At 27.7% G+C, this 13,870-nt stretch carries 14 protein-coding genes, 3 tRNA genes and 1 other RNA gene; 8 read left to right on the top strand and 10 right to left on the bottom strand.

All coding sequences use genetic code 11. The features are described 5' to 3' along the window. Positions 1 to 88: 88 nt before the first annotated feature. From recR to AALI31_RS07845, 5 genes are all read right to left on the bottom strand, one after another. Positions 89 to 691 (bottom strand): recombination mediator RecR, encoded by a 603-nt coding sequence (recR, locus tag AALI31_RS07865; RefSeq protein WP_489885969.1) that lies wholly within the window; start codon positions 689 to 691, stop codon positions 89 to 91. A gap of 59 nt (positions 692 to 750) precedes the next feature. Next, positions 751 to 1,086 carry a YbaB/EbfC family nucleoid-associated protein gene (locus AALI31_RS07860; protein WP_489885968.1) on the bottom strand — a complete coding sequence of 112 codons (336 nt, stop codon included), beginning with the start codon at positions 1,084 to 1,086 and terminating at the stop codon, positions 751 to 753. A 68-nt stretch (positions 1,087 to 1,154) separates the two neighbouring features. Then, positions 1,155 to 2,651: a DNA polymerase III subunit gamma/tau gene (dnaX, locus tag AALI31_RS07855; protein WP_489885967.1), complete on the bottom strand. Its 1,497-nt coding sequence runs from the start codon at positions 2,649 to 2,651 to the stop codon at positions 1,155 to 1,157. Positions 2,652 to 2,739: 88 nt separating this feature from the next. Continuing rightward, positions 2,740 to 3,003, bottom strand: an RNA gene (gene ffs, locus AALI31_RS07850) — signal recognition particle sRNA large type. Between the two features lie 4 nt (positions 3,004 to 3,007). Beyond that, positions 3,008 to 3,097: transfer RNA gene (locus tag AALI31_RS07845), tRNA-Ser, on the bottom strand. A gap of 107 nt (positions 3,098 to 3,204) precedes the next feature. Here AALI31_RS07845 and AALI31_RS07840 point away from each other — a divergent pair. Further along, a complete protein-coding gene (locus AALI31_RS07840) occupies positions 3,205 to 3,648 on the top strand; it encodes a nucleoside deaminase (RefSeq protein ID WP_489885966.1) in 444 nt (147 codons plus the stop codon). A gap of 23 nt (positions 3,649 to 3,671) precedes the next feature. On the opposite strand, the gene AALI31_RS07835 is transcribed toward AALI31_RS07840, so the two are convergent. The 3 genes from AALI31_RS07835 to AALI31_RS07825 all read right to left on the bottom strand — a co-directional run bounded on the left by AALI31_RS07835 (position 3,672) and on the right by AALI31_RS07825 (position 5,814). After that, a complete protein-coding gene (locus AALI31_RS07835; RefSeq protein WP_489885965.1) occupies positions 3,672 to 4,934 on the bottom strand; it encodes an HlyC/CorC family transporter in 1,263 nt (420 codons plus the stop codon). A 144-nt stretch (positions 4,935 to 5,078) separates the two neighbouring features. After that, positions 5,079 to 5,153, bottom strand: a tRNA-Arg gene (locus AALI31_RS07830). A 61-nt stretch (positions 5,154 to 5,214) separates the two neighbouring features. Beyond that, positions 5,215 to 5,814 (bottom strand): cobalamin biosynthesis protein, encoded by a 600-nt coding sequence (locus tag AALI31_RS07825; protein WP_489885964.1) that lies wholly within the window; start codon positions 5,812 to 5,814, stop codon positions 5,215 to 5,217. 120 nt (positions 5,815 to 5,934) lie between these two features. Between AALI31_RS07825 and proS the strand changes: the two genes are divergently transcribed. From proS to AALI31_RS07790, 7 genes are all read left to right on the top strand, one after another. After that, positions 5,935 to 7,374 (top strand): proline--tRNA ligase, encoded by a 1,440-nt coding sequence (proS, locus tag AALI31_RS07820; RefSeq protein WP_489885963.1) that lies wholly within the window; start codon positions 5,935 to 5,937, stop codon positions 7,372 to 7,374. A 14-nt stretch (positions 7,375 to 7,388) separates the two neighbouring features. Next, positions 7,389 to 7,889: a DUF4358 domain-containing protein gene (locus AALI31_RS07815; protein ID WP_489885962.1), complete on the top strand. Its 501-nt coding sequence runs from the start codon at positions 7,389 to 7,391 to the stop codon at positions 7,887 to 7,889. A 47-nt stretch (positions 7,890 to 7,936) separates the two neighbouring features. Next, complete coding sequence (locus tag AALI31_RS07810; RefSeq protein ID WP_489885961.1) at positions 7,937 to 9,070, top strand: hypothetical protein; 1,134 nt, start codon at positions 7,937 to 7,939, stop codon at positions 9,068 to 9,070. A 12-nt stretch (positions 9,071 to 9,082) separates the two neighbouring features. Continuing rightward, positions 9,083 to 10,456: an MBOAT family O-acyltransferase gene (locus tag AALI31_RS07805; RefSeq protein ID WP_489885960.1), complete on the top strand. Its 1,374-nt coding sequence runs from the start codon at positions 9,083 to 9,085 to the stop codon at positions 10,454 to 10,456. Positions 10,457 to 10,540: 84 nt separating this feature from the next. Further along, complete coding sequence (locus AALI31_RS07800) at positions 10,541 to 11,590, top strand: DHHW family protein (protein ID WP_489885959.1); 1,050 nt, start codon at positions 10,541 to 10,543, stop codon at positions 11,588 to 11,590. A 2-nt stretch (positions 11,591 to 11,592) separates the two neighbouring features. Further along, positions 11,593 to 12,150, top strand: coding sequence for a chromate transporter (locus AALI31_RS07795; protein ID WP_489885958.1), 558 nt, complete (start codon positions 11,593 to 11,595; stop codon positions 12,148 to 12,150). Then, positions 12,147 to 12,671, top strand: a complete 525-nt coding sequence (locus AALI31_RS07790; protein ID WP_489885957.1) for a chromate transporter — start codon at positions 12,147 to 12,149, stop codon at positions 12,669 to 12,671. The genes AALI31_RS07795 and AALI31_RS07790 overlap by 4 nt, the downstream gene beginning before the upstream one ends. A gap of 237 nt (positions 12,672 to 12,908) precedes the next feature. On the opposite strand, the gene AALI31_RS07785 is transcribed toward AALI31_RS07790, so the two are convergent. Both AALI31_RS07785 and AALI31_RS07780 read right to left on the bottom strand, forming a co-directional pair. Next, positions 12,909 to 12,985 (bottom strand) — tRNA-Arg (locus tag AALI31_RS07785). Positions 12,986 to 13,028: 43 nt separating this feature from the next. After that, a complete protein-coding gene (locus AALI31_RS07780) occupies positions 13,029 to 13,853 on the bottom strand; it encodes a DUF1189 family protein (RefSeq protein ID WP_489885956.1) in 825 nt (274 codons plus the stop codon). Positions 13,854 to 13,870 lie beyond the last annotated feature (17 nt).

Raw genomic sequence — 13,870 nt, 5'->3', positions numbered from 1 at the left:
CTCTTAACTCCATAATCCTACCAAATCCTCCCCCCATTTGTCAATACCTTTTTTTATAATTGCTTCAGCCTCCCTCTACCATTACCATTCACTCATACTTTTGTCTAAAATCTAAAGCTCTTCCTAAGGTCATCTCGTCGACATAATCTAAATCACTACCTAATGGTATTCCGTAAGCTAACCTAGTTACTTTTACTTTTTTACCGTACAGTAACTTCGATATGTACGCACTTGTTGCTTCTCCCTCTAGAGTTAAACCAGTAGAAAGTATAACCTCGACTACTTCATCACAATCAATTCTCTGAACTAAATTATTTATATTTAAATTTTCAGGACCAATTCCTTTATTTGGAGAGATTAAACCATGTAAAACATGGTACACTCCTTGATAGTTGCCTACTTTTTCAAATGCATATACATCCCTAATATCTTGGACAACACATATGATTGAATTATCCCTGGACTTATTAGAACATACATAGCAGAATTTATCATCGGAGAGATTACTACATTTTTCACAATACTTTAGATTTAATTTACAATTTTTTATAGCCTCAGAAAAACACATAACATCTTCTAGGTTTTTATTTATGACGTGCATACTAAGCCTAACTGCAGTTTTATGACCAATACCTGGTAATTTTGAAAACTCAGAAATGATGTCCTGTAAATATTTCGGATAATTATTCATAAATTTTCTATCTCCTAAAAGTAAAACTAAAGCATGGTTATAAAACCATGCATCAAGCACTAAAATCCAGGTATATTAAGTCCGCCTGTTAATTTAGACATTTCTTTATTACTTTCTTCTTCAACTTTTTTGTATGCCTCATTCACACAACTTATTATCAAATCTTCAAGCATTCCTATATCTTCAGGATCTACTATCTCCGGCTTAATCCTTAATTCCACTATTTCTTTCTTACCATTTATTTTCACAAATACAACTTCACCACCTGAAGTCACATCAAACTCTCTATTTTCTAAATTTTTCTTAGCCTCTTCCATATCTTTTTGCAATTTTTGAGCTTGCTTAAGGAGGTTATTCATATTTCCTCCACCAAAACCACCAGGAAAACCTTTCATAATACAGATATCTCTCCTTAAAAATTTTTAATCATCTAAATTATATATGATATTATATTTTTTAACAATTATTTATTCTCTATATCAAAATCATTTCCAAAAACTGACCTTATTTTATCCTCTATACTCAAATTTCCATCTCCAATGTTTGAAAAAACTTCAAAGGATAAACTACCTCCATAAAATCTACTCAGCTCACACTCAATTTCTTTTATTGTAGAAACATCTTTTAATCTATTCAAAATCCCTAACGTATTGCATTTAAAAAACATTACCCCACCTTCAATTCTGCTTATATTGCCATTCTGAAGTAGAGAGTATAATACCATAAATCCATGTTTCCTCAGATGGATTAAAAAATCCTTCCATTTTCCTGTATCAATTTCATCTTGAACACCGCATTTTTTAATACTTTTAGGTTTATGAATAGAAGTTTTATTCAGATCAATATCTTTATACGACTCAATCTTAATTAAATCATTCCTAATATATTTAAATATAAAAATTTCCAAGTATATTCTAAACTCAATATCTGTAGAAATATTTTTACTCATTATTTTATTTATTTGTTCTACCATAAAAATCAATTCATCAGTGCTAACCTCAGAGGATATTTTCTCCATAATAGATAAATTCCTACTATTTCTCTGTAATAATAAATCAGAATCTTCTCCATTAATCTTTAAAAAAATCAAATCTCTCAAAACATTCCTAAGACTGTTTGCAAAATCCTTTGCATCATAATCTTTTCTATCAAAGATATGAGATATAAAACTTAGAGAATTATTTATATCTCTTCTAAACAAAAAACCTAAAAACTCGAAAATAAAGTCTTCAGAAACTATACCTAAAATATCTCTAACATTCTCTTCTCTTATGCAATCTTTATATAATAAAACTCTCTCTAAAATACTTATCGAATCTCTCATAGACCCATCACCAATGCATGAAATAATCCTAAGAGAAGCATCATCTATATCTATATTTTCCTCACGACTTATATACTTGAGTCTACTCACTATATCTTGAATCTCTATGTGTTTGAATTCGAATTTCTGACACCTTGAAACTACCGTTTGTGGTACCTTTTTCAACTCTGTTGTAGACAAAATAAATACTACATTATCAGGAGGCTCCTCTAGAGTTTTTAAAAGAGCATTAAAAGCATTTATAGAGAGCATATGTACTTCATCCAAAATATAAATTTTATAACCACCTGTAAAATTCATATATCTAAGTTCTTCAATTATAGCTTTTATCTGATCTACACTATTATTGGATGCCGCATCTAATTCGACTACATTTAAAAAATTTGTATTTTCTTGATTGCATGCAACGCAACTACAACAAGGATTACCATCAATAGGATTCAAACAATTTATGGCTTTTGCAAAAATTCTAGCACAACTTGTTTTTCCAGTACCACGAGTACCTGAAAATAAATATGCATGAGCAAACTTCTTAAGCTTAATCTGATTCTTCAAAATTTTAGATACATACTTTTGACCACAAATATCGTCAAAAACTCCCGGCCTATACTTTGTATACAAAGAATTGTTAACCATACTATCTCTATTATCTCCTACACAAAAGGCACTCTATAAATAAATAGAATGCCTTGCCTCATACAAATAATACAACAAGAATAAAGTGTTGTGCATCCTCCTTTGATAAATCCCTCCAAAGCGAAATCCAAGCCTTCAACTCAAGCTAAGTTATTCCATATCACTTAAAAATTACTACTTACCGTTGCTATCTTCCGATCCTGGCGGAGTTTATAGGTTTTTAATGCATAGAGCTTAGCTCTCAACGAATCCAACTTAACTCTGTCCCTCAGAGAAATAACCTATGGAAGCATTCGATCCTGCTACAGCGGATTGCAGGTACAGGGCACCGCTAGTTCCCCATCTAGCACAACAAATGGCGGAAAGAGAGGGATTCGAACCCTCGATAGGAACATACCTATACATGCGTTCCAGGCATGCCTCTTAAACCACTCGAGCATCTTTCCAAATACAATTGAAATTATATATTAGTGAAAACATATTTGCAACAAAATAAACATTAAACATTTTTAAAAATTTGTGTTATACTTATTTAAAAAGAGTAGATGGATATATGTTAACGTGCAATTTATTTATTACAGAGGCATTGAGAGAGGCCATGCATTCTTACAGAATTAATGAAATTCCTGTAGGAGCAATTATCACTGACGGAAATAAAATAATTTCCCGTGCCCACAATGAGAAATGTACTACGAACATCTGCATTAATCATGCAGAAATTATCTGCATAAGAGAGGCATGTATTAAAGTGAAGTCTTGGAATTTATCAAAATTATCAATGTATGTAACCCTTGAGCCATGTTTAATGTGTGCTGGAGCGATCTTTGAAAGTAGACTAAAGAATTTATATATAGGTGTGTCAAATCCCATTAATGGTTTCTTCTCTTCAAATTACCATAAAAATATGTTGCCGTTAAACGTATATTGGATTAACAATAAAAAATGTGAGTTTATACTTAATAGGTTTTTTCAAAAAATAAGAAAAAGGAGTATCTGAACATCGAACTCCCCTTTTTCATTTTATGAATCGATATTTAAATAAACCCTTATAGCCTTAACTCTATTTTTGCCCATATCCTCTATTTTGAATTTAATATTATTAAATTCCATAATATCACCATTCTGAGGAAGCCTACCAAATCTTTCGATTATGTATCCTCCTATGGTTTCAAATTCAGACTCTATATTTATATTAAGCATATCATTTAGAGTATCTAATTTCAAAGTACCAGCTATCAAATACTCACTTTCACTTATTATCTGTATTTCTTTGTCTACAGTATCGTCGTATTCATCTTCTATATCGCCAACTATTTCTTCAACCAAATCTTCCATAGTTACAAGTCCTACAGTGCCTCCGTACTCATCTCTGACAATAGACATATGACTCCTATTTTTTTTCATCTCATTAAACAAATCTCTTATTTTTTTATATTCGTGAGTAGAATAAACTTCTCTAACATACTTATCTATTACAAATTCTCCAGTCATATCCATAAAAAGTAGATCCTTTATGTTTATGATACCGATAATATCATCTATGTCACCTTTATATACAGGTATCCTTGAAAATCGTTCCGATTTAAATGTATTTACAATTTCCTCATAGTTAGAATCACTAGACAAGGTTACCATATCGACCCTTGGAACCATTACATCCTTAACCTTTAAATCCCCAAATTCAAACACACTATATATCAACTTCTTATCCTCAACTTCAAGAACTCCCTCTTCCTGACTAAAACTAACTATAGATTTAATTTCATCTTCAGTAATATTAGGGTAAATTTTACCTTCTTTCACTCCAAAAACCAGCATTATAATTCTAGAAAATTTCGAAAATATAAAAACAATAGGTTTTAAGACAACAAGCACTGATTTTAAAGGTTTATATAAAATAAACGCCAACTTCTCAGCTTTCACAACAGCAATAGTTTTAGGAGTTATTTCACCAAAAATCAAAATTAATATAGTTAATACAGCCGTAGAAACGGATGTGGCAAACCCCGTACCAATATTGGAAAACAAATTTATAAAAATTACGGTTGATATGGATGAAGCTAATATATTTACAATATTATTACAAATTAATATTGTACTTAAAATCTCGCTTGGATTTTCCAGAAGTTTTTGAATATCTTTCGCTCCTCTAACTCCATCTTCAGCAAGCTGTTTTATCCTAATTTTATTTAGAGACATCATTGAAGTTTCAGATGCCGAAAAAAGGCCTGATAACAAAATTAAAAATACCAAAAACGTTACAAGCCAACCATTCGATTCCAAAAATAACCACCCCTAAAAATAAATCTTTTTATAACTAAGCATTTAATTTTGATCTTCAGTAACCGTAATACCCAAATTTGACCCAAAATTAATAAAGCATTAAATAAAAATAGTGTCACACAAAAGTCATGACACTATTTTTGGTGGTACTCTCAACAGGAATCGAACCTGTATCTACTCCTTAGGAGGGAGCTATTCTATCCATTGAACTATGAGAGCAAGTGAAATATGCAGAACCACGTTCTTAATTTTATTAAATTTTATAAATATTGTCAAACATTTATATGCATTCTTTTATGTATTTAAATAAATTTTTATGAATATCTCCTTTTAAGAGTCCATGATCCTTAAACTTGAAGTATACTTCACTGAAACATTCCACACAAAACAAAAATGAGTTCACATTCTTAATCCTTATATCTGTAATACACTCGTCCTCAAAGCTCAATTTATCGTAATTATTTATCAATATAACATTACTTTGAATTTTATTCGCGTTAAGTTTTGATATTTTTTTTATAAATCTAGAATTTATTATATTTATTTTGGAAGTAATAACTAAAATACGCTTAAGAGTATGAGAACTCACGATCTTAAGAATATTGTTTATGGAAAAGTAATCACCTTCTATTAGTAATCGATGAGGATTGTATATGTTTAACATATATAGTAATTTACTCTCATTTATGTCTAATACAGAACTAAAAACCTTAATTCTCAAATAAGGATTTCTCATCTTATTGTGTAATTTTGTATTTCCATCTCCAACTATTATTATGAGTATTCTTTCTTTTTTAACATTTGTAAATTCAATATATGTATTCAAAAATCTAGTCTTTCCACTTCCAGAAAATCCAGTAAATATTTCCACTTCACTCATAAAAACCTAACTAAACATACCGTCCATACAATATTGATTGTTCCAAAAAAAATATATTAATGCTATAATTAATTTATTACAGAAGATCTAAAAACATATTTTATTAGAGGATTAGTAGCGATGAAAAATGAAAGAAAATTAGTCAGAGAAATTACGTCTATGGATGAAGATTTTTCCAAATGGTATACAGATGTGGTCAAAAAGTCTGATCTTGTAGAATACTCAAATGTTAGAGGGTGTATGATAATAAAGCCTTATGGATACAAAATTTGGGAAAATATACAAAGCTATATAGATAACAAACTTAAAGAAACAGGACATGAGAATGTTTATATGCCTATTTTTATTCCTGAGTCTTTATTAAAAAAGGAAAGTGAGCATGTGGAAGGTTTTGCTCCAGAAGTAGCTTGGGTTACATATGGAGGTAACGAAAAATTAAATGAACGATTATGCATTAGACCAACCTCTGAGACCTTGTTTTGTGAATATTATTCAAAGACAATAAGTTCTTATAGAGATTTACCAAAACTTTATAACCAATGGTGCTCAGTTGTAAGATGGGAAAAATCTACTAGACCTTTCCTAAGGACAACGGAATTTTTGTGGCAAGAAGGGCATACAGCTCATGAAACAGAGGAGGAAGCTATAAACGAAGCTTTAAAAATATTGGATGTATATCAAAATTTTTGTGAAGATATACTTGCAATTCCTATTATTAAAGGAAAGAAGACCTTAAATGAAAAATTTGCAGGAGCAAAGGATACATACACAATTGAAAGTATGACGCATGATGGAAGAGCACTACAAAGTGGTACAACTCACAATTTTTCTGATATTTTCTCTAAAGCATTTGATATAAAATTTTCTGATAAGCAAGGCATTCAAAAAAACGTGTTTCAAACATCTTGGGGAATATCAACAAGATTAATAGGGGCTATGATTATGGTTCATGGTGACAATAAAGGATTGTGCTTGCCACCAAAAATAGCTCCAACTAAAATTGCAATAATACCTATCAATAACAAAGACTCTAGGATAATGGAAAAAATAGGATACATATATGATGACTTGAAATTGAAATTTGAATGTATAATTGATAATTCAAATAAATCAGCAGGTTGGAAATTTAATGAATATGACATGAAGGGTATCCCTATAAGATTAGAGTTCGGACCGAAAGATTTTGAAAATAATTCAATTACCTTGTATAGAAGAGATACAGGAGACAGAAAATCCATAGATTTAGATTCTAATCTAGTTCATGTGTTAAGTGAGACTCTAGACTCAATACATGAGAACATGTTTCTAAGATCACTGGAAAAAATGAACTCTAAAACATACTCAGCTGATAATTTTACTTCATTAGAAAATATTTACAAAAATAACAGTGGTTTTACAAAAGCTATGCTTTGTAACAATATTAAATGTGAATTAGGAATAAAAGATACTTTAGGAATCGTTCCAAGATGTATTCCTTTCAAACAAGAAAGAATTTCAGATACATGTATCTACTGCAATAGTCCAACTGATACTATGGTTATTTTAGGAAGGTCTTACTAAGGTGAGGTTTTTAAATGTTAAGATTAAAGTTTAAATTTACGTTTATTCTTTTACTGTCCTTATTTCTTAATTCTTGTAGCAACGTAGATTACATAAATAGTAACCAGAGCATGAGTAATATAAGTCTGACTTCTAATGAAATATTTGATAATTTGTCTTATAGACTATCTCTACCTAACTTGAAAAGCTTAAATGAAGACGAACTTTTAGAATTGTACGCTGTGGATCCAAAGCTTTTGATAGATTACATAGCTAATATTTCTATTGATAATATATCTGGGATAGAAATATCTATATTTAGACTAAAAGAAGAGGAGGATATCACAGAAGTAATATTAGGAATTGAAAGAAGGATTAATGAGTTAGAGAACGAGTTTAAGTCAAATACAAATAAACAAAACCAATACGATTTAGTAAAAAATCCATATATAAAAACCTTTAGTAATTATATTGTTTTTTCATTATATAAGGATACAGATACATTAGATAAGATTTTACAATATATTTTTAACTGAAGGAGAATAACTATTATTCTCCTTATGTCTTATACAGGAGGATTATTATGAGCAAATTAAACAAACAATCAATTGCACTTTTATTTCTTACCTCAATAAGTATGACTTCATGTTCAGGTAATAACGAAAATTCTACTTCTAACACTACTCAAGTCGATGAAACATACGTAGGTAATCGCACAATAAGCTTAGATAATGAGAATCCTATATTTAGTAATTATTCAGATTTAGGAAATTACGAATATAATTATGGTATACATATATCTCCTCCTATTGGAAATATAATAGATAATACCTATAGCAACTCTGAATTTGTAGATTACACAAAAAATAGCGAATTATTCACTTTAGATGAAGTAGAACAAATTGTAAATAATTTACAAAACCAATACGATGAAACGCTAAATTATAATTCTAATGAATATGAGAAATATATAAATATCCTTTCAGAAAACTATACTATAATGGAAACTGAATATCTATCTCTACTTCAAGATATTTCAGATTTTATAGAACACTCACAAAAAGAAAATGAAGTTAATGAAAATAAATTTGAAAATTTTGAAAATAGTCAACCATATGATGAAGAAAAATTAGATGACATATTTGAGACAAAAAACAACTATACGCATGAAGAAAATTTAGATAATTTATATAAGGAAGCCTTAAAAAATGCTTCAGAAAATCTCAGTGAATTTAAGCCTATACAAGGACAATCCCCTATGTACGATGAAATAGTAGATCAAAAAGACCTTGATAATATAATTTCTAAACCTAATCAGTCTATTGAAGATATTTCAAAAATAACTGCTGAAAATATACTTAAAATAATAAACCAAAATATATCACTTCCAAGTTATACTGAAATGAACAACACTTTTATTTCACTAAACTACGACATAAAAGAAGATAAATTAAATGACTCCAAACTAATTATCTCAAACTCATCTAAATTATTCGAGATGTTCATATTAAATATATCAAATTTATCTGAAAAAGAAGTAGTAGATTCTATAAAATTTCGAATTGGTAGTATTTTAAATGATGTTTCAGAAAATAATACTAATAATGATTTTAATTTAGACGATAAAGTGTTGTTGGTCAATATCGATGGTTACATTATATTTTGTATTTCAGATATAAATGATACTTTACTAAATTTTTTACAAAATATGCAGTAAGGTGATTATATAATGGTTTTTTCTAGCTTAATATTTATATTTTTCTTTCTACCAGCTGTATTAGTATTGTACTACTCATCTCCTAAGAACACTAGACTTACTGTGTTATTTATAGTAAGTCTGGTGTTCTATGCATGGGGAGAGCCGATCTATATCGTTTTAATGATATTTTCGACTGTTTTAGATTATACGATTGGATTACTCATATATAAATTCAAAAATATCTATTACATAAAATTATCATTCCTAGTACTGTCTATATCTATAAACTTGTCTTTACTTTCATTTTTTAAATATTCAAACCTTATCATAGATATAATCAATAAAATTTTTAGAATTAATTTTAATTATATAAGTATATCTCTACCAATAGGCATATCATTTTATACTTTTCAAACTTTATCCTATACAATTGATATTTTTAGATGTAAAATAAATCCGCAAAGAAATATCATCAATTTCGGAGCATATGTGTGTTTATTTCCACAATTGATAGCTGGTCCCATAGTTACCTATGAAAACATTGAAAAAGACATATCTAACAAAGACAGAGAGAAGATGTCTCTATTTAATAATGGAATAGAAAGATTTATAGAGGGACTGTCAAAAAAAGTTATATTGGCAAATAATTTGGGGTATCTATTTGAAACGATTAAATTAACTAACATATCGAGTATTTCAACATCAACAGCTTGGCTATGCATAATTTCATATTTTTTTCAAATATATTTTGATTTTAGTGGTTACTCGGACATGGCTATAGGTCTTGGAAAAATGTTTGGATTTAACTTTAATGAAAACTTTAACTATCCTTATATATCAAAAAGTATAACAGAATTTTGGAGAAGGTGGCATATATCTCTTGGTTCATGGTTTAGAGATTATTTATATATACCTTTGGGAGGCAATAGAGTTAAATTTAAATATTTAAATCTCCTTTTAGTGTGGTTATTAACGGGATTATGGCATGGGGCAAATTGGAATTTTTTGTTTTGGGGACTATATTTCTTTATATTAATAACTCTAGAAAAACTCTTTTTATTTAAATTTCTAGAAAGACATAATGTTATATCAAGAATTTATAGTTTATTTTTTATAATCATAGGATGGAGTATTTTTGTTTTTGAAGATAAAAATTATTTAACATCCTTTATTAAAAAAATGTTTTCATTAAATACTTTTATAGATGAATATTTTTTATATTATATTAAAAATTTTTCCATATATCTTATACTTGCGTGCTTATTTTCAACTCCCATTATGAAAAATTTAAAACCAAAAGTTTCTTCAATCTTTATTAATATCTTTCTTATATTCACTTTCATTATCAGTATATGTTTTATAGTAAACTCATCATTTAATCCATTTTTATATTTTAGATTTTAGGAGGTAAAAAGTATTAAAATCAAATATTCTTTATCATATATTTTTCTACTCATTATATTTATTTTCCCATTACTTCATATAATCGTGAAAGATAATGATTTCTCAATAATTGAAAATAGATATTTACAAAAATTTCCTAAAATAAATAAGGATAATTTTTTATCAGGAGATTTATCTAAAGATTTAAACAATTATCTTGAAGATCACTTTCCATTTAGAAATAATTTTATATCAATTAAATCATATTTTGAGATTCTTATGGGAAGAAGTGATAATAATGGAGTATATATTGGAAAAAATAATTATTTATTCGAAATTTTTGATACGATAGATTGGGAAAATACCAAAAGAAATATTAATTTAATAAATTCATTTTCACAAAATAAAAATGTAAGCATTATGATAATCCCAACATCTCTAGAAATTTTAAGTCATCTCACTCCTAAGTTTTCTCCCAAAGTAAACCAGGTTAGTTATCTAAACTTCATAAAGCAAAATTTAAACCAAAACATTAAATTTATAAATACACTAGATATTTTAAAAACAAAAAATAACGAATACATTTATTACAAAACTGACCATCATTATACCACTCTTGGTGCATACTACTGTTACATTAAGTTTTGCGAAAATATAGGTTTAGATTATTTGTCCTTAGACAAATTTAAAGTGGAAGAAGTATCTAATGATTTTTTAGGATCCCTTTATTCAAAGGTTAATCTAAATAAAAACCAAACTGATTCAATTTATATTTTTACTCCTTTAAATAATCCTTATGTAAAGGTAGATTATGGAAACAAATTTTCAAATTCTCTTTACGAATTTTCACATTTAAGTAATACTAGAAGTCAGTACAATATATTTTTAGATAACAATCATCCCTTAATAAAGATAACTTCTTCAGTTAAAAATGGAAAAAATATTACAATTATAAAAGATTCTTTCGCCAATTCATTCATACCATTTTTGGTTAATCACTTTGAAGAAATACATGTCATAGATTTAAGATTTTATAACTCTAATATAACTAACTATATAAATGAAAATAATTTAAACAATATACTATTTCTGTATAATACCAAAAATTTCTCTGAAGACAACAATTTAATCTTTATCAAAAGGAAGGGGAATTAATTTTGAAACATAAAGATTTAACCACTCTCTTTAAAACATTCTTTAAAATTGGATTGTTTACCTTTGGTGGGGGATATTCAATGCTCCCTTTAATCGAAAGAGAGATATGTGAAAAACATAAATTTATTAATCAAAATGAACTTATGGATATGATTTCAATTTCAGAATGCACACCAGGACCAATATCTATAAACTGCTCTACATTTATTGGATACAAAATATTCAAACTAAAAGGAGCTATTGTTTCAACATTAGGATTAGTACTACCTTCATTTTTTATAATATTATTAATTTCACTATTCTTTGACTACTTTAAATCATTTAATATAATTAATAAGTTTTTGCACGGAATAAAAATAGGAGTACTTCCTCTTTTAATTTCATCAATATGGAAACTAGATTCGAAATCTAAAAAAACTAAATACCATTATACGATAATTTTTACAATAGTTATTATTTCATTGGTTACAAATATAAGCACTATAACAATATTATTAACTTCCATAACTATTTTCATTGCAGCATTTTTCATAAAAACAAGGAGGTATATTAAAAAATGATTTTACTATTTTTAACATTTCTTAAAATAGGTCTTTTCACAATAGGTGGAGGATATGCTATGATTCCATTAATAAAGGAATATATAACAAGATATTCGTGGGCTACAAACGAAGAGCTCTTGGAGTTTATTGCAATTTCTGAATCAACTCCTGGACCATTTGCAATCAATTTAAGTACTTTTATAGGATTTAAAAATAGTGAAATCATTGGGTCTATTCTATGTACTTTAGCTGTTATAACTCCATCTTTTTTTATAATAATACTCATCTCTAAATTCTTCTTCAAATTTAAAGAAAGTGAACTAGTCCAATATATTTTGAACAATTTAAAACCAATTACACTATCTCTAATTATTTATTCTGTAATAAATATCTCTCTTAATTTACTATTAACTAATAAATCTCCGAACCTCACAAATATTTTACTATTTATAACTTTATTTCTCATAAATATAAAACTTAAATTATCACCAGTACATTTAATTTTATTATCGGGTTTACTTGGAATTATATTTTTGTAATAGCTAAAATCTAAAAAACAAATCGATATACTCAAAATCATTAAATGGTAAATGTAATCTAGGCCTATACTTTATGAACTCGAAATCCCTCCTACCCATAGGCAATCCTATAATTCTTCCCTACTCGCTCCAAAAAATAATTCTATAAAACAATGCTTACCACTAACAAAGATATATCATGAACAATAAAAAACATCAAAAAGGACTTTAGAAAAATACCAAAGCCCTTTGTATGTATGGTGCACAGGAGAGGACTTGAACCCCCGACCAACTGGTTCGTAGCCAGCTACTCTATCCAACTGAGCTACCTGTGCAAAGTACAAATAGATTCTACCAAATTAAATATACTTTTTCAATTTATTTCTTTAAAATTTTTCTAATTGCATCATACCTAATTGAAAATAAACTTATTAAAAATATCAATAATGTAAAAAACTCTAGTATATGTGAAGGAAATGCAAACCGTATACCATTAAACTTTGCAATAATCTCAAATATCGAGATTATTAAAAATGGAGTACCCTGAGCAAATAAAATCATTTTATACACTTGAATAAACTTCATTTTAAAACGAGTGATAATTGCACAAAAAAATGCAAAGAATGAGGTTACAAAAGCCACAATAAAAAAGTTAATAATCATCGATATGGGTAAAATGATATATATGGCATATTTAAAATAAGATGTAAACATATCAATTATTTCAAATATTTCATTTTTACCAATTTCACCATTCAAAGATACTAAGTTCAATACATAAAAATCAGAATACTTAATTTCAATTTTTTTGGTTCCGTTTCTAATAATAAATGAATTTTTAAGTAATACCAAAGAGTTCCTATACTCAGAGTAACTTTGAGATTCTGATAAATCAAAATTTTCTCTAGTATCTCCCACTAATATAAAGTCCTCTGTACTAAACAAAGTAGGGGAATTTTTTATATTCAATGTGTTATTCGAATAACTTATATCTTCAAAAACTTCATATTTAGCCTTATTAAAATCATCAATAGACTTTATATCTCTACTTAAAAATATAACGTGAAATACACTTATTAAAAAAACAAATGCGATTCTGTTCAAAATAATACTTAAAAAAGGCATATTAACAAATTTCAAATAAGATTTAAAATCAAAAATAGCTATATATAAAGTTTCAAAAAATTTTAATCCCTTTTTCAAATAATTTACACTCCTAC

It is taken from the genome of Anisomitus miae (SeqCode) (assembly GCF_054906395.1).
This window is presented reverse-complemented; position numbering and strand designations above follow the sequence as displayed.